Here is a 15,674-nt window from a genome sequence, read left to right as displayed (position 1 = left end):
AGGCGGCACCCGGTGACCGCCGTACAGCAGACGCCCGCCGGGCTCGACGGGCCGGACGCGGCCGTCGCCGAACTCTGGGCGCGGCTCGGGGAGGTCGAGCGGCGGGTGCGGATCGCGGTCACCCTGCGCCGCGAGGTCGATCCGGAGCCGGACGATCCGTTCCTGGGGCAGTACCTCACGCCCGCCGCCGCCGAACGGGTGCTGGACTCACGCGACGCGTTCCGGCCCGTCCCCGGTCACGGGCCGCAGGACCCGGAACCACCGCCGGGGGGTGGCCGGATCGGCGCGCTGGTGGCCCGGTTCGGTCTTGCCGGGCCCGACGTCGATCTCCTGCTGGTCGCCATGGCCCCGGACATCGACGCCCGGTTCGAGCGGCTGTACGGCTATCTCAACGACGACCTGACCCGGCGCCGGGCCACGATCGGCCTGGCGCTCGAACTGTGCGGCCTGCCCGGCGCGGGCCCCGGCCGGTTCCGGTTCTCGCCGTCCGCGCCGCTCGTCGCGGCCGGTCTGGTGGAGATCCTGGAGCCCGAACGCCCGCTGCTGTCGCGGGTGCTGCGCGTCCCGGACCGGGTCACCGCGCATCTGCTCGGCGACGACGAGGTGGACGCGCGGGCGCACGGCCTGGTGCGGGTGGCCGCGCCGCCGGACGAGCCGGACGGGCCCGGCGGCTGCCCGGTGACCCGGCGCGTCGCGGCGGCGGCCGGCACCGGCAGCGGTCTCGTGCACCTGCTGGACCGGGGCGGCGACCCGGCCCGCCTCGCCGCGGGCGCGCTCGCCGCGGCCGGGCTGCGCCCGCTCGTCGTGGACGCGGCCGCGCTGGCGGCGGCCCCCGAACCGGACCTGGCCGTGCGCGTCCTGGCGACCGAGGCACGGCTGAGCGGCGCCGGGCTCGTCCTGGGCCCGCTGGAGACCCTCGCCCCGGAGCGGCCCAAGGGCGCCGCGCTGCTCGGCGCCCTGTGCGCGGCGGCCGGCGGCGGGGCGCCGCTGCTGCTGTACGGGAAGAAGAACTGGGACCCGCTGTGGGCGGCCGAGAGCCCGGTGACGATCCCGGTCGCCCCGGCGGACCCGGCCGACGCGATACGGCGCTGGCGCGGCGCGCTCGCCGACGCGGGCGCGGGCATGGGTTTGGGCGCGGGTACGGGGATGGGCGCGGGCGCCGACGACGGGCCGGCCGCCGGCACCGGGTCCGCCGAAGCCGACGCCGACGCCGACGCCGAACTGGTGGACGCCATCCGCGCGTACCGGCTGGACAGTGCGCAGATCCGCCGCGCCGCCACCGTGGCGTCCCGGCTGGCCGCCCTGGAGGGCCGGCCGGTGGCCGCGGGCGACCTGCGCACGGCCGTACGCGCGCAGAACGGGGCCGGGCTGGCCCGGCTCGCCCGCCGCATCGAGCCCGCGGTCGGCTGGGACGACCTGGTGCTGCCCCCGGCGACCCGCCGCCAGCTGTCCGACCTGGCGCTGCGCGCCCGCCACCGCGACCAGGTGCTGGGCCGGTGGCGGATGCGGCCGGGCGGCGGCCGGGGGCGCGGGATCGTCGCGCTGTTCGCCGGGGAGTCCGGGACGGGCAAGACCATGTCGGCGGAGGTGATCGCGGCGGACCTGGGCATGGAGCTGTACGTCGTGGACCTGTCGTCCGTGGTGGACAAGTACGTCGGGGAGACCGAGAAGAACCTGGAGCGGATCTTCACGGAGGCGTCCGACGTCAACGCGGTGCTGCTGTTCGACGAGGCGGACGCCGTCTTCGGGAAGCGCTCGCAGGTCAAGGACGCGCAGGACCGGCACGCCAATGTGGAGTCGGCCTATCTGCTCCAGCGCATCGAGTCCTTCGACGGCATCGCCGTCCTCACGACGAACCTGCGCGCCAACCTGGACGAGGCGTTCACCCGCCGTCTGGACGTGGTCGCGGACTTCCCCGTGCCCAACGCCGAACAGCGGCTCGCCCTGTGGGAACGCTGCCTCGGCACGGAGATCCCCCGCGCCCCGGACCTGGACCTGCCGACGTGCGCGGAGCGGTTCGAGCTGACGGGCGGCTCGATCCGGGCGTGCGCGGTGACCGCCGCGTACCAGGCGGCGGACTCGGGCCGCCCGCTGGACACGGACCAGCTGGTCACCGCGGTGCTGGCGGAGTACCGCAAGCTCGGACGGCTGGTCCTGGACAGCGAGTTCGGCCCGTGGCTGCGGCGTACGCGCAACCCCGGCAGCGGCGGACGGTGAGATTCAGAGAGGGCGGACGGTGAGGATCTGCTCCGCCCGGCCGACCGCGCCGTGGACGTCGTGCAGGACGGTGCTGGTGAGGCCCTGACCGGTGGGGCCGAAGACGACGGTGGTGTCGAGTCCGGTCCAGCGGCCCTCGGGCTGCCGGTGCAGATGGATCGTCAGGTCCACGTTGGGGAACATCCACTCGGTGGGCTGCTCGCGTACGGCGATGCCGTTGGCGGTGTCCACGAGCGCCACGAACGAGGCCACCGGGCCCACCGGCTCGCCCGCGACCAGGTCGAGCGGGGTGGAGATCCAGGCCGTCGTGCGGCCCGGCAGCGGCGGGGCGAGCGGGCGCACGTCGATGGAGGCGACGTAGCCGCCGGGCCAGAGGTCGGCCATCGGCCAGGGCGCGAGGGCCTCCGGCGGGGTGAGCCGGGCGGCCTCGCCGTCGGCGACCTCCATGGTGTCCACGGGCGCCAGGGCCCAGGCGCGGGCCCGGACGACCGGGCGGCCGGCGATGAGGGCGACGGCCTCCACCAGTTCGATGGTGCGGCCGGGGCGCAGGGTCTCGACCCGGATCTCGCACTCGTCCAGGGCGAGCCGGCCCAGGATGTCGAAGCCGATCCGGGACAGCAGCAGCCGCTCGCCGGGCCGGTCGGCGAGATGGCGCTCGATGGCGTGGACGAGGAGCCCGCCGAAGGGGCTGAAGTGCACCTCGTCCGTGCTCCACGCGCCGCTCGCGTGCGCGGTCGGCTTGTAGCGGTGGGCGTCGATGCGCTCGTAGTAGCTGCCGGTGTTCAACGGATGCGTCCCTCGCGGCCGTACGGATCAGGAGCCCCCAGCGTGCCACCGGCCGCGCCGGGCTGCGGGGTGACACCTGCCACACGTACGCACCACCCCGCCCCGCACGCCCCGCCCCGTACGCTCCACGCCCGCCGCCGGGCGTGATCAATTCGCAACCGATTCAGGTCTTGACCGATACCCATCAAGGAGTCACGCGATTACGCTCCGAAGCATGGCCGACAGCGCAACCCCCACCGACCTCACCGAGGACCGCCCCGTCTACGTCATCGGCGGCGGCCCCGGCGGACTGGCCACCGCCGCCGCCCTGCGCGCGCGGGGCGTCCGGGCCGTCGTGCTGGAGAAGTCCGGGGACGTCGGCGCGTCCTGGCGCAACCACTACGACCGGCTGCGCCTGCACACCACCCGGCGCTGGTCCGCGCTCCCCGGCCTCCCGATGCCCAGGAAGTTCGGCCGCTGGGTCGCCCGCGACAACGTGGTGCGCTACCTGGAGAAGTACGCCGAGCACCATGAGCTGGAGGTCGTGACCGGCGTCGAGGTCTCCCGCGTGGACCCGGCGGCGGACGGCAGCGGGTGGCGGCTGAGCGCGAGCGGCGGCCGTGAACTGACCGGCCGGGCCGTCGTCGTGGCCACCGGGTTCAACCACACCCCGAAGCTGCCGGACTGGCCGGGCCGCGAGAAGTTCACCGGCGAACTGCTGCACGCCGCGCAGTACCGCTCCCCCGCCCCGTACGCCGGGCGCGACGTGCTGGTCGTCGGCGTCGGCAACACGGGTGCGGAGATCGCCGTCGATCTGGTGGAGGGCGGGGCGGAGCGGGTACGGATCGCGGTGCGCACCGCGCCGTTCGTCGTACGGCGCTCCACGCTGGGCTGGCCCTCGCAGGCCAACGGCATCCTGATACGCCGGATGCCCGCGTTCCTGCTGAACCGGGCCGGGCGCCTGATGGCGCGCGTCGCCACGCCCGACCTGTCGGCGTACGGCCTGCCCCGGCCGGACACGGCCCTGCACGCGCGGATCAGGCAGGGCGCGGTGCCGGTCCTGGACGTCGGCCTGGTGGACGCCGTGAAGCGGGGCCGGGTCGAACCGGTGGCGGCCGTCGAGTCGTTCGACGGGGACGCGGTGGTCCTGGCGGACGGCACGCGCGCCACCCCGGACGTCGTGATCGCGGCGACCGGCTATCTGCGGGGCCTCGAACCGCTGGTCGGCCACCTCGGGGTGCTGGACGAGCGGGGCCGCCCGCTGGTGCGCGGCACCCGCGCCCCGAAGCAGGCCCCCGGCCTCTACTTCACCGGCTTCACCAACCCGATCAGCGGCATGCTCCGCGAACTGGCCCGCGACGCGCGGAAGATCGCGAAGCGGATAGCCAGGCGGTCGGCCCGGTCCGGCCGCTGACCGTCAGCGGGTGAGGGTGTACCAGCCGGGGTCGTCGATGTCCCCGTACTCCTGAAGGAGCTTCAGGTGGCCCGGCGTACCGCCGATCGACCACGCGTCGGCGTTGAACGCACACTCCCCGACGGTCAGGTCCAGGCGCTGGCTCCAGGTGTTCGAGTCGCCGGGCTCGTACGTCCACCGGCCGGTCCCCGTGCAGCGGTAGCGGTCGGAGCCGGTGTCCGCGCGGTCCTCGTACGCGGCGTCGTGGTCCGTCAGCCGTTCGGCGCGGGCGGTGCCGTCGGCGGACAGCCACAGCGTGCCGCCGTGTCCGTCGCGCCAGGTTCCGGCGAGCTGGGCGGCGGTCGCCTTCGGCGGGCTGTACTCGGTGACCAGCCCGGTCCCGTACGCCGTCGCGCCGAGCCCGAAGATTGCTACGGCCGCCGCCGCCCCGTACCCCAGGACGCGCAGGAGCCGGCCGCCGTGCAGGGCGGCGTCCCGCGCGAGGAGGGCGGACCCGGCGAGGAGCGCGTACGCCGTCAGCCCGACGAGGGCCAGGGTGCCGGGACCGGGGCGCAGGGCGATCCCCGCGACGGCCGTGACCAGGACCGCCGGGAGCACCGCGACGGCGGGCACCCACCACCAGGCGTCCCGCCCGGCCGCCCGGTCGCTCACCCGGCGGGCCGCCCACACCACGGGCAGCACCACGAGGAGGCTGCCCACGAGCGCGAACGGCACCCCGAAGCAGGACAGGAACGGCAGGACGAGCAGCATCCCGCCGAATCCGTCCGGCGGCGCGGGTGTCTCGGCGGCCAGTTCGGCGAAGCCGAACACCTCGGTGGCCAGGGCCGTTCCCACGAACAGCGCGGCGGCCCCGGCGACGATCGGGTGCCCCGACCAGACGGACGGCTCGCGCGTGTCCCCCACAGTGTCCTTCGTCATGTGCGCCCCCTCGCACGCATTCTCACTCGCGCGCGGCGGCGACCTGCGGGCGGGGGTGGCGGATGACCAGGGCCATCAGCGCGGCGACCGCGCACAGCGCGCCGGCCGCGTACCAGACGACGTCGTACGTACCGAAGACGTCCCGCGCCACGCCGCCCAGGAAAGCCACCAGCGCGGCGCCCACCTGGTGCGAGGCCAGCACCCAGCCGAAGACGACCGCGCTGTCCTCGCCGTACTGCTCCCGGCACAGGGCCAGGGTGGGCGGGACGGTGGCGACCCAGTCCAGGCCGTAGAAGACGATGAAGAAGACCATCGGGGGCTCGACGGTGGCCTGCATCAGGATCGGCAGGAACAGCAGCGAGACGCCGCGCAGCGCGTAGTAGACCGCCAGCAGCCGGCGGGCGTCGAAGCGGTCGGTGAGCCAGCCGGAGAAGACCGTGCCGATGATGTCGAAGATCCCGATGACCGCGAGGAGCGAGGCCGCGACGGTGGCGGGCATGTGGTGGTCGTGCGCCGAGGGCACGAAGTGCGTACGGATGAGGCCGTTGGTGGAGGCGCCGCAGATCGCGAAGGACCCGGCCAGCAGCCAGAACGGTCCGCCGCGCGCCGCGTCGAACAGGACCCGTACGGCCCGGCCGGCCGCCCCGCGCGCGGGCGCGGGCTTCTCGACGTACTCCCCGCCGTACGGGGCGAGCCCCACGTCGGCCGGGTGGTCGCGCATCAGCAGCCACACGAACGGGACGACGACCAGGGCCGCGAGCGCCACGGTCACCGACGCGGGACGCCAGCCGTGCTCCTCCACGATCCAGGCGCACAGCGGCAGGAAGACCAGCTGCCCGGAGGCCCCGGCGGCGGTCAGAATCCCGGTGACCAGGCCGCGCCGGGTGGTGAACCAGCGGTCGGTGACGGTCGCGGAGAACGCCAGCGCCATCGACCCGGTGCCGAGGCCCACCAGGACGCCCCAGTAGAGCATCAGCTGCCAGGCGGCCGTCATCCACACACTGGCCAGCGCCCCGGCCGCGATCGCGGTGAGCGCCACCGCGACCACCCGGCGGATGCCGAACCGGTCCATCAGCGCGGCGGCGAACGGCGCGGTGAGCCCGTACAGCGCCATGTCGATGGAGACAGCCAGCCCGATCTCCCCGCGCGACCAGCCGAAGTCGTCCTGGAGCGGGTCGAAGAGCAGACCGGGCAGGGAGTTGAAGGCGGCGCCGCCGATGATCGTCACAAAGGTGACGGCGGCGACGATCCAGGACCGGTGAATACGCCAACGGCTGGGCGCTTCCGGGGTGTTGGGCCGCCCGGTGGCGGCGGCGCGGGTGCTCTCGATCGTCGGATTCACCCCTTCAGCATCCGACCACCCCGCACCCCCTCACGAGTGGCCCGAGGGCCACCCTCCGCAAGATTCGGGCCACACCACCTCACCCGCATACGCGTACGATGCGCGACGCCGTACCGTCCACGTTCCGGGGGGACTTCATGCAGTGGGCCGAGCGCCAGCACTTCGACCGCCGATCGGCGCTGATGCAGGGCTGGGGCACCCTGCTCCTCGTCATCGCCTGCCTCCTGTGGATCAGGCTGGGCTTCCTGATCCACGACTCGGAGAACACCCTGCACTGCTTCGACGCGTCCATCTGCGAGATGGACACCACCATGCCCAAGCAACTGACCCTGCTGGCCTTCTCCGCCCCCCTCTCCACAGCCGGCACAGCCCTCCTCGTCACCGGGATCGCCCGCCGTCAGACCAGCGCCCACGTCCTGACGGTGATCGACATGCAACAGACCGAAGCCCGCCGCCGCAACAAGTAGCCCTCCGGGTCGCCCATGCCGGGCCGGGCGTAACTCGTTTGCGTGGTTCGGCGCGTTTCCGGTTCCGTTGGAGCGGTGGCCAACTTGCGCGGGGAGGAGCCGGGTCGTGACAGACGGGGGATGTGTCTTCTGCGGGATTGTGCGGGGGCAGGCCGAGGGGAGCCTGGTCCACGAGGACGACTCGGTGGTGGCCTTCATGGACCTTCAGCCGGTGACCCCGGGCCATCTGCTCGTCGTCCCGAGGACACACGCGGTGGGGCTCCAGGATCTGGAGGAGGAGGTCGGGGTCCGGATGTGGAGGGTGGCCCATCGGCTGGGACGGGCGCTGCGCCGGTCGGGGCTGGAGTGTGACGGGGTCAATCTGTTCCTCGCCGATGGGGAGGCCGCCTTCCAGGAGGTCTTCCACGTCCATCTGCACGTCTTCCCCCGCTTCGCCGGCGATGGCTTCAGGATCGATGCCGACTGGCGGGAGCGGGACCGCCGGGAGCTCGACGAGGCCGCGGCCGCTGTGCGCGCGGGCCTCCGCGCTCTGGAGACGCCCTGGACCGGCTGACCCGCGACCGCTTCGCCGGCGGTCGCGGCGGGCTCCCGCGGCGCCGTCAGGGGATGCGTTCCAGGTTGCGGATGGGGCGGGAGGTCAGGAGTACGGCCACCACCGCGAGGTTGATCACCGCGCCGGCTATCAGGACCTCCGCCGTGCCCAGTTGGTCGGCTGCCGGGCCGGCCAGGGCGCGGCCCGCGGCGACCATGAGGAGGGAGCCGGCCACGTCGTAGGCGTGGAGGCGGTTGAGGGATTCGGGGGGTATGTGGGTCTGGACGGTGGTGGACCACATCACGAGCCAGAAGGCGGCGGACGCGCCGGCGACGATCTGGCCGACGGCCAGGGCCGGTACGGAGAGGCCGAGGCCCAGGACGACCAGGTTGACGCAGACGCCGGTGAGGGCGACGGCGCCCGCCGCGAGCGGGCGGCGGGGGCGCAGCCGCAGGGCGAGGAGGCCGCCGACGACGCTGCCGGCGCCGTTCACCGCCATCATCGCGCCGTACGTGCCGGAGCCGTGCGCCTCGGTGACCCGGACGGCGGTGAGCGGGAGCATCGGGCCGAGGACGGCGAAGCCGTAGACCGTCCAGATGGCGATCACGCCCCACAGCCAGCTGCGGGCGGTGAACTCCTTCCAGCCGCCGATCAGTTCGGCGGCGAAGGAGCCGCGCGGCGCGTCGTCCGAGGGGGCCGGGGCCAGCCGGAGCAGGAAGAGGCAGGCTCCGGAGACCAGGAAGGTGGAGGCGTTGGCCGCGTAGACCGCGCCGGCGCTCGCCAGGCCGACGAGGATGCCGGCGAAGGCCGGGCCGGCCATGGTCATCAGCGCCTCGGAGACCCGCAGTACGGCGTTGGCGCGCTGCACGTCCGGCGCCACGCGCGGCACGGTGGAGGCGACGCCCGGCTGGAACAGCGCCGCCCCGACGCCGGCCACCGAGCTGAGCGCGTACACCGTCCACAGCGGCGGGTTGCCGGTGGAGAAGGAGACGGCGAGCACCGCGGCGCCGACCAGGCGCAGCGCGTCGGCGATGAGCATCATGCGGCGCGGTGTGAACCGGTCCGCGAGGACGCCGCCGAAGAGCACGAACAGGGCGAGCGGGCCCATCCAGCAGGCCAGCGCGTAGCCGACCGAGGAGGCGGGGCGGCCCGCGTCGAGCAGGCCGGCGGTGAGCGCCACGGGGATCATTCCGTCGCCGAAAACGGCGGCGGTCCGGGCGACGAAGAACAACCGGAATCCACGGTTCCAGAGTTGCCGGCCCGGTTCCTCGACGTGCGGGAGCGAGGGCGGGCCGCCGGGGGCGGCCTGGGGGCCCGCGGCGGGAATGCACACGGGATCTGCTGACTTTTCCTTCACACCGAGGACATGTATCAGCTTATGGTCTATACCAGCTAGGGCCTTTTTGCTGGGCCGGGCCGGGCCGAAGGGAGTCCGCTGTGCCGCACCGGGTCGTCGTTCTCGCCCTTGATGGGCTTCTCCCCTTCGAACTGGGCATTCCCCAGAGGATTTTCGGGCTCGCCCGCCCTCTGGGGACCCAGGGCCGGAGCAGTCGCAAGCTGTACGACGTCGTGACCTGTTCCATACGTCCGCCGGGCCCGGTCCGTACCGACGCGGACTTCACGATCATGGTCGGCCAGGGCCCCGAGGCGCTCGCCACCGCCGACACCGTCGTCGTCCCGGCCAGTTACGAGCTGGGGCCCGTGCACAGCGAGGGCCGGCTGACCGAGGGGCTGGCCGCCGCCTTCGCGTACATACGGCCGGGCACCCGGATGGTGTCCATCTGCACCGGCAGCTACGTGCTGGCCGCCGCCGGCTATCTCGACGGGCGCCCCGCCACCACGCACTGGGCCTACGCCGACCACTTCCAGCGGGTCTTCCCCGCCGTGCGCGTCGACCCGGACGTCCTGTTCATCGACGACGGGGACGTCCTGACGTCCGCCGGGGTCGCCGCCGGGATCGACCTCTGCCTGCACATGGTGCGCCGCGACCACGGCACGGCCGTCGCCAACGATGTCGCCCGGCGCACGGTGGTGCCGCCGCACCGCGAGGGCGGCCAGGCGCAGTACATCCAGCGGCCCGTCCCGGACACCCAGTTCGCCACGACGACCACCGCGCGGGCCTGGGCGCTGGCCCGGCTGGAGCGGCCGATCCTGCTGCGGGACATGGCCCAGCAGGAGTCGATGAGCGTACGGACGTTCACCCGGCGGTTCCGCGAGGAGGTCGGCGTCAGTCCGGTGCAGTGGCTGACCCGGCAGCGGGTGGAACTGGCGCGCCGGCTGCTGGAGTCCACCGACCTGTCCATCGACCAGGTGGCCAGGGACGCGGGGTTCGGCACCTCCACGTCCCTGCGGCAGCACCTCCAGGCGGCCCTGGGCGTCTCGCCCACGGTGTACCGGCGTACGTTCCGCGCGACGGCGGGCAGCCCGGCCGCAGGCAGCCCGGCGGCCGGGAACCGGTTCTGAGGGCCCGGCGGAGTCAAGGGCTCGAAGGGCCGCCCGGCGCAGCCGCCTCAGCCGCCCTGCGGGACCGCGTGGGACGGTTCGGCGCCCTGGACGGCCCCGTGCGCGCCGGGCTGGAGCTGCACCTGGACGAGCGGGATACGGCGGTCCACCTCGCACCAGATCCGCTTGCCCGCGCCCTCCGGCTGCCAGCCCCAGCGGTCGGCCAGGCCGTCCACCAGTTCCAGGCCGCGGCCGCCGGTGTCCTCACCGCGTGCGTGCCGCTGCTGGGGCGGGCGGCAGCTGGCGTCGGCGACCTCGACCCGGACCGTACCGACGCTCCCCGGCCCGCCCGGCGAGCCGAACAGCATGCGCAGCACGGCGGGGCAGCCGGTGTGCACGACCGCGTTGGTGACCAGCTCCGAGATGAGCAGGATCAGGGTCTCGGCCAGCGGCTCGTCATCCGCCAGGCCGGACCCGGCGAGCCGTGAGCGCGCCCATCTGCGGGCCCGTCCGACCTCCGCGGGGTCGGGCCCGACCTCCAACTGAACCTGAAGCACCTGCACCGCTCACACCATCCGAACCGGCGGACACATCGCCTCGCGCCTCCTCATCAGGGTCACGGAACGTGATTCCCTTGCACGACAGCATGGTTGACGTACAGTCACCGCAACAAGCGCTTCGGGCATATTCCAGCGCGAAGGAGTACGCGTGGTGCATACTGTGCGACGCACATCGCGGAGAGTCGAACAACGGGACCGCGCCGGCCGGAGAATCGTCTCCCCCGGAGACCCGGCCACACCGCTCCGACCACGGGCGGAGCACCCCTCGCGGACCCGGCGCGCCGCACAGGCCACCCCCGGACCGCCAGGTTCCAGATCCACTCGCATGCCTCGGAGGGTACCTGAGTCGGGCACCGACTCCACCCCGTGACGAAGCACGCAAACGGCACAAGCCGTGATCGCCCGTCGATGGTCGCGCTGCGTCACGCCCAAGGGCGGAATGCCCCCGGGCGTGACGTTCCCCCGCGGCCGCCCCGCTACTCGGGTTCGATCACCGTGAAGTACGCGGCGAGCGCGGCCACCGCGTCGTCCTCGACGACCCCGCCGTCCCGGTCCACGTCCAGGCTCTGCGCGGCGAACGCCGCCGCCTCCGGCCCGGCCCCGAGCACCCGCAGCGCCCGCTCGACCGCGGCCACCGGCGCCCCGCCGTCGCCCGTGGGCCCGGCCGCCACCGCGAGCGCCGCCCGCAGGAACGGGCGGGCGATCTCCGCGAACCGCTCCGGATTGTCCCGGAGCCGCTTCACCGCGCCCCCGACGAACTCCTCACGGGTGACCCGCTGGTCCCCGTCCACATCGGCGATGCCGGCCATGCCCTGCCAGAACGCCTCGGCGCCGCTGTAGAGCGCCTGACCCTTGTCGCAGCGGGCCGTCGTACCGAACTCGGTGAGCAGACGGGCCGCGGCGGCGTTGAAATCCGCGCGATCGATGTATCCACTGCCGTCCTGGTCGAAGGCGGCGAAGCGGAAGGCGATCTTGCGCTCATACTCTGCGCTGTCCATGCGGGGAGAGTACGACGCCCCGAGGCGTCACGTGTCACTTACCTGATTCAGCCCCTGGCCGACCCGCGTCCGCACCCCCGGATACGGCTGTTTCAGGCCGTCAGCGGCTCGGACTCCTCATCGACGGCCGCATCCCAGTCCGGATACACGTCGAACAGCCGGCGCACCCCGAGCGCGGCCAGCACCCGGTTGACGTGCGAGCCCTCCTCGGCGCCCCGCGCCGGCAGGATCAGCCGCAGCCGGCCCCCGCAGGACCGCATCAGACGGCGCGAGGCGATCAGCACGCCGACCCCGCTGGAGTCGCAGAACCGGACCCCGGACAGGTCGAGCACCACGTCGTGGCGGCCCGCGGCGACCGCGTCGTGCACGGACTGGCGGACGGTGGCGGAGGTGAGGAGGTCCAGTTCACCGGCTATGTGCAGCACGGTCCATCCGCCCCGCTCGGTCTCCGAGACTTTCAGGGTCACGACTGGGCCTCTCGCTCCGGGGATTCCGGCGAGCCCGGCGATCCGGAAGTTTGCGTTCCTCCATTCGCCGCTGCCCCCGTGGGCCCCTCGCGAAACACCGGCCACGAAGGACCGGTCCGGAAACGATTCCGGCAGAAATGATCGCTTCGGGTCCGATTCCGTCAGACGGCGGGGTCGCATTCCCTACCATCCGGGACGCCCCGAGGGACGTACTTGCCGTAAAGGGGCGTGTTCAGTGGGGGTGGCCGACTACATTCGGACGGAACGACGAGGACGGACACCAGGTTTCCGCGGCCGGAGGCGGGAGGTCAGATGGCCAAAAACGCACCACCCCGCTGGGATCGCAGGATTCAGCAGCGGCTGGCCCGCGGCGAGGCGGCCGCCCTCGGCGAGATGTACGACCGGTTCGCCGCGCTCGTCCACAGCCAGGCCAACCGGATGCTGGACGACGAGGACGCCGCCGACCTGGTCACCCGCGAGGTCTTCGGATACGTCTGGGAGCATCCGGAGGCGTACGACCCGAAGCAGGGCTCCATGCGGGCCTGGGTGGCCCATCTCACCCACCGCGAGTCCGTCCGCCGGCTGCGCGCCGACGCCGACGCCGACGGTGGCCCCGACGACCCGGACGAGCTGGACGAACGGGTGCGCCGGGCCACCTCGGCCGCCCGTGCCGACTACATCGTCGCGTCCATGCCCGCCCCGCTGCGGGCCGCCCTGGAGCTGGCGTACGCGCAGCGCCGGGACTACCGGCAGGCCGCCGCGGACCTCGGGGTCACCGAGGACGAGGCGCGGCGCCGGCTGCGGCTCGGGCTGCAACTGCTGGCCACCGCCCGGACCCGCCCGCCGGAGGGCGCCCCGCCGCCGGGGTACGGGAGGGCGCTGTGAGCGGTGGTACGGACGGCCGGGACGAGGAGGGCCGCGAGGAGGAGGTACGCGGCGCCCGCCGCATACCGGGCCCGCGGCCGCCCGCCGACGACTTCGGCGACCTGAGCCGCGTACCGCTGCCGCCACCGGCGCAGCCCCAGCCACCACCGGAGGCGGCCGTGCCCGCACCGTCCGCACCACCCGCCCCCGTACTGCCGCACCGCGTGCTCCAGGCGCTCCTCGGGGCATGGGCGCTCGCCGCCTGCTCCCCGGAGGAGGCCGCCGCGGTCGACGCGCACCTCACCGACTGCGTGCCCTGCGCCGAGGAGGCGCTGCGGCTGCGGGACGCCGTGGGGCTGCTGCACACCGACCGCAGCCTGGACCTCGATCCGCTGCTGCGGGCCCGCGTGCTGGAGGCCTGTCTGAACCGGCGGCCCGCGAAGATCCCGGTGCCCGACTGGGCCGCCCCGTACGACGCCGAGACGGCCCGGCTCGACGCGCTGCTGCGGGACATCGCGGACGCCGAGTGGCACGCCCCGGTGCGGCTCCAGTGGTTCGAGGGCGAGCGCCCGGTGAGCCGCCGGACGACGGTCGCCGGGGTGATCGGCCATCTGACGACCGTGGACGCGCTGATCGGCGCCGCCCTGGGGCTCGGCGACCCGCTGCCCGGCGCCCCGCTCACGCCCACCGCGCGCACCGAGGCGTACTGGGCCTCGACCCGCGTCCCGCCCACCCGCGCCGTCCGGGGCCCGTGGCGCGAGCAGAGCCACACGCTGATCCGGACGGTGTCGTTCGCGGGGCGCGGGGTGGCGGAGCTGTCCGTGTCGTACGGGGACTTCGCGCTGCCGTTGCAGGACGCCCTGCTGGACCGGGCCTTCGAGTGCTGGGTGCACGCCTGGGACATCGCGCAGGCGGTGGACTATCCGTACGAGCCGCCGTCCGCCGGGCATCTGCACCGGATGATCGACCTCGCGGTGCGGATGCTGCCCGCCGCCCTCGCGGTACGGCGCAGGTCGGGGCTCGCGGGCCCGGCCCGGCAGCTGGTGACGGCCGGTTCGCCGGGGCGCTCGCTGCATCTGGAGATCGAGGGCTCGGGCGGCGGCGACTGGTACGTCGCGCTGGACTCCCCCGCCGCCCTGGGCTCCGCCGCGCACAGCGTGGCGCAGGTCGCGCTCGACGGGGTGGAGTTCTGCCGGCTGGTGGCGGGGCGGGTGCAGCCGGTGGAGGCGGCGGCCGGTCAGCGCGGGGACCGCGAGGCGATCCGCGACGTGCTGTTCGCGGCCGCCTCGCTCAGCCGGTTGTGACGGTTCCGCTCAGTCGAAGACCACCGTGCGGCGGCCGTTGAGCAGGATGCGGCGTTCCGCGTGCCACTTCACCGCGCGGGCCAGCGCCTGGCACTCGACGTCGCGGCCGATGGCGACGAGCTGGTCGGGGGTGACGCCGTGGCCGACGCGCTCGACCTCCTGCTCGATGATCGGGCCCTCGTCGAGGTCGGCGGTGACGTAGTGGGCGGTGGCGCCGATGAGCTTCACGCCTCGCGCGTGCGCCTGGTGGTAGGGCTTGGCGCCCTTGAAGCTCGGCAGGAACGAGTGGTGGATGTTGATGATCCGGCCGCTCAGCTGCTTGCACAGGTCGTCCGAGAGGACCTGCATGTAGCGGGCCAGGACGACCAGTTCCACGTTCTCGGCGCGCACCAGCTCCAGCAGCTCGGCCTCGGCCTGCGGCTTGTTGTCCCGGGTCACCGGAATGTGCCGGAACGGCACGTCGTACGAGGCGACGAGCTCGGCGAAGTCCGGGTGGTTGGAGACGACGGCGGCGATCTCGACGGGCAGGGCGCCGCTGCGGGACCGGAACAGCAGGTCGTTGAGGCAGTGGCCGAACTTGCTGACCATGAGCACGATCCGCATCCGCTCCGAGGAGCGGTGGATCTGCCAGTCCATGGCGAAGGAGTCGCCGATCGCGGCGAAGCTGGCCCGCAGCTTGTCCACGGTGACCGGGGAGCCCGCCGAGAAGTGGACCCGCATGAAGAACAGTCCCGTGTCGTGGTCACCGAACTGCTGGCTGTCCTCGATGTTGCAGCCGGTCATGAAGAGATAGCTCGACACGGCGTGCACGATGCCCTGTTTGTCGGGGCAGGACAGGGTGAGGACGTACTGTTCGGAGGCGGTGGGCTGTGGAGCGGTCATCCCCGTAGCGTGCCACACCGGCGGCCGCTCATGGCGTCCTAGTCAAAATGCGGAGCACGTCCAGGGACCGGGGCGCGACATCGGGGTCCTCGCCGTCGTTGGTGGAGAGCAGGACATGGGCCTCGCGCGCGGCCGTGACGGCCTCCGGCCAGCCCGGATGGTCCAGATAGACGGAGACGTGGGCGTCCGCCCCGACCTGGTGCAGGATGCGCAGCACCCGCAGCACCGCGGCGTCCACGAGCGCGGCCTCGGTGGCGTCCCGGAAGATCGTGCCGACGTACTTCTCGGCGGACCAGTTGTCGAGCCAGGTGTCCTCGACGAGGCGGTAGACGGCGTCGGTGACGTCGCCGTACCCCTCGCGGCCGGCCAGCCAGTACTCGTGGTGGAAGACGGGGTCGGAGAGCATGTGCAGCGCCGAACGCACATTGCTGCGCCAGCGCCACCACGGAAGGTCGTTGAGCGGCATGCCGCCCATGGTGGAGGAGCGACGGCCGCGACGGGA

16 protein-coding genes are annotated in these 15,674 nt (G+C 73.6%); 7 read left to right on the top strand and 9 right to left on the bottom strand.

Annotated features, from left to right (window positions below; genetic code table 11):
- Positions 1–12: 12 nt before the first annotated feature.
- The gene (locus tag OG710_RS17270) at positions 13–2,217 is read left to right on the top strand and encodes an ATP-binding protein (RefSeq protein WP_330240144.1); all 2,205 of its coding nucleotides are present in this window, start codon (positions 13–15) and stop codon (positions 2,215–2,217) included.
- A 3-nt stretch (positions 2,218–2,220) separates the two neighbouring features.
- Here OG710_RS17270 and OG710_RS17265 read toward each other — a convergent pair whose 3' ends face one another.
- Positions 2,221–3,003 (bottom strand): thioesterase family protein, encoded by a 783-nt coding sequence (locus OG710_RS17265; RefSeq protein ID WP_330240143.1) that lies wholly within the window; start codon positions 3,001–3,003, stop codon positions 2,221–2,223.
- 214 nt (positions 3,004–3,217) lie between these two features.
- Here OG710_RS17265 and OG710_RS17260 point away from each other — a divergent pair, with 214 nt between their 5' ends.
- Entirely contained in the window at positions 3,218–4,396 is a 1,179-nt protein-coding gene (locus OG710_RS17260; protein WP_330240142.1) for a flavin-containing monooxygenase, read from the top strand.
- Positions 4,397–4,399: 3 nt separating this feature from the next.
- Here the strand turns inward: OG710_RS17260 and OG710_RS17255 are convergent, their stop codons facing one another.
- Together OG710_RS17255 and OG710_RS17250 are read right to left on the bottom strand one after the other, a co-directional pair.
- Positions 4,400–5,314: a hypothetical protein gene (locus tag OG710_RS17255; RefSeq protein ID WP_330240141.1), complete on the bottom strand. Its 915-nt coding sequence runs from the start codon at positions 5,312–5,314 to the stop codon at positions 4,400–4,402.
- 22 nt (positions 5,315–5,336) lie between these two features.
- Positions 5,337–6,656, bottom strand: coding sequence for an MFS transporter (locus OG710_RS17250; protein ID WP_443064269.1), 1,320 nt, complete (start codon positions 6,654–6,656; stop codon positions 5,337–5,339).
- A gap of 98 nt (positions 6,657–6,754) precedes the next feature.
- Between OG710_RS17250 and OG710_RS17245 the strand changes: the two genes are divergently transcribed.
- Both OG710_RS17245 and OG710_RS17240 read left to right on the top strand, forming a co-directional pair.
- A complete protein-coding gene (locus OG710_RS17245) occupies positions 6,755–7,123 on the top strand; it encodes a hypothetical protein (protein ID WP_330240140.1) in 369 nt (122 codons plus the stop codon).
- Between the two features lie 106 nt (positions 7,124–7,229).
- The gene (locus OG710_RS17240; protein ID WP_330240139.1) at positions 7,230–7,676 is read left to right on the top strand and encodes an HIT family protein; all 447 of its coding nucleotides are present in this window, start codon (positions 7,230–7,232) and stop codon (positions 7,674–7,676) included.
- A 46-nt stretch (positions 7,677–7,722) separates the two neighbouring features.
- On the opposite strand, the gene OG710_RS17235 is transcribed toward OG710_RS17240, so the two are convergent.
- A complete protein-coding gene (locus OG710_RS17235) occupies positions 7,723–8,988 on the bottom strand; it encodes an MFS transporter (protein ID WP_330240138.1) in 1,266 nt (421 codons plus the stop codon).
- Between the two features lie 104 nt (positions 8,989–9,092).
- Between OG710_RS17235 and OG710_RS17230 the strand changes: the two genes are divergently transcribed.
- Positions 9,093–10,118: a GlxA family transcriptional regulator gene (locus tag OG710_RS17230; protein ID WP_330240137.1), complete on the top strand. Its 1,026-nt coding sequence runs from the start codon at positions 9,093–9,095 to the stop codon at positions 10,116–10,118.
- 47 nt (positions 10,119–10,165) lie between these two features.
- Here OG710_RS17230 and OG710_RS17225 read toward each other — a convergent pair whose 3' ends face one another.
- From OG710_RS17225 to OG710_RS17215, 3 genes are all read right to left on the bottom strand, one after another.
- Positions 10,166–10,660 carry an ATP-binding protein gene (locus tag OG710_RS17225; RefSeq protein WP_330240136.1) on the bottom strand — a complete coding sequence of 165 codons (495 nt, stop codon included), beginning with the start codon at positions 10,658–10,660 and terminating at the stop codon, positions 10,166–10,168.
- A 473-nt stretch (positions 10,661–11,133) separates the two neighbouring features.
- On the bottom strand, positions 11,134–11,655 hold the full coding sequence (locus tag OG710_RS17220; RefSeq protein WP_330240135.1) for an EF-hand domain-containing protein: 522 nt from the start codon (positions 11,653–11,655) through the stop codon (positions 11,134–11,136).
- Positions 11,656–11,747: 92 nt separating this feature from the next.
- Positions 11,748–12,122: an STAS domain-containing protein gene (locus OG710_RS17215; RefSeq protein ID WP_111337010.1), complete on the bottom strand. Its 375-nt coding sequence runs from the start codon at positions 12,120–12,122 to the stop codon at positions 11,748–11,750.
- Between the two features lie 312 nt (positions 12,123–12,434).
- Here OG710_RS17215 and OG710_RS17210 point away from each other — a divergent pair, with 312 nt between their 5' ends.
- On the top strand, positions 12,435–13,007 hold the full coding sequence (locus tag OG710_RS17210) for an RNA polymerase sigma factor (RefSeq protein WP_330240134.1): 573 nt from the start codon (positions 12,435–12,437) through the stop codon (positions 13,005–13,007).
- Positions 13,004–14,290, top strand: a complete 1,287-nt coding sequence (locus OG710_RS17205; protein ID WP_330240133.1) for a zf-HC2 domain-containing protein — start codon at positions 13,004–13,006, stop codon at positions 14,288–14,290. The genes OG710_RS17210 and OG710_RS17205 overlap by 4 nt, the downstream gene beginning before the upstream one ends.
- Positions 14,291–14,299: 9 nt before the next feature.
- Here OG710_RS17205 and purU read toward each other — a convergent pair whose 3' ends face one another.
- Positions 14,300–15,172, bottom strand: a complete 873-nt coding sequence (purU, locus tag OG710_RS17200; protein WP_111337004.1) for a formyltetrahydrofolate deformylase — start codon at positions 15,170–15,172, stop codon at positions 14,300–14,302.
- A 28-nt stretch (positions 15,173–15,200) separates the two neighbouring features.
- Positions 15,201–15,647, bottom strand: coding sequence for an SCO4402 family protein (locus OG710_RS17195; protein WP_443064330.1), 447 nt, complete (start codon positions 15,645–15,647; stop codon positions 15,201–15,203).
- Positions 15,648–15,674 lie beyond the last annotated feature (27 nt).

The organism is Streptomyces sp. NBC_00525 (genome assembly GCF_036346595.1).
GTDB lineage: Bacteria > Actinomycetota > Actinomycetes > Streptomycetales > Streptomycetaceae > Streptomyces.
Note: the sequence above shows the minus strand (reverse complement) of the source record. Positions and strands in the feature narration are given on the sequence as shown.

Bases quoted from the DNA above. Each gene is read 5' to 3' on its own strand.
- OG710_RS17260 (WP_330240142.1), top strand. From the start codon at position 3,218: ATGGCCGACAGCGCAACCCCCACCGACCTCACCGAGGACCGCCCCGTC.
- OG710_RS17255 (WP_330240141.1), bottom strand. From the start codon at position 5,314: ATGACGAAGGACACTGTGGGGGACACGCGCGAGCCGTCCGTCTGGTCG.
- OG710_RS17245 (WP_330240140.1), top strand. From the start codon at position 6,755: ATGCGCGACGCCGTACCGTCCACGTTCCGGGGGGACTTCATGCAGTGG.
- OG710_RS17220 (WP_330240135.1), bottom strand. From the start codon at position 11,655: ATGGACAGCGCAGAGTATGAGCGCAAGATCGCCTTCCGCTTCGCCGCC.
- OG710_RS17210 (WP_330240134.1), top strand. From the start codon at position 12,435: ATGGCCAAAAACGCACCACCCCGCTGGGATCGCAGGATTCAGCAGCGG.
- purU (WP_111337004.1), bottom strand. From the start codon at position 15,172: ATGACCGCTCCACAGCCCACCGCCTCCGAACAGTACGTCCTCACCCTG.
- OG710_RS17195 (WP_443064330.1), bottom strand. From the start codon at position 15,647: ATGGGCGGCATGCCGCTCAACGACCTTCCGTGGTGGCGCTGGCGCAGC.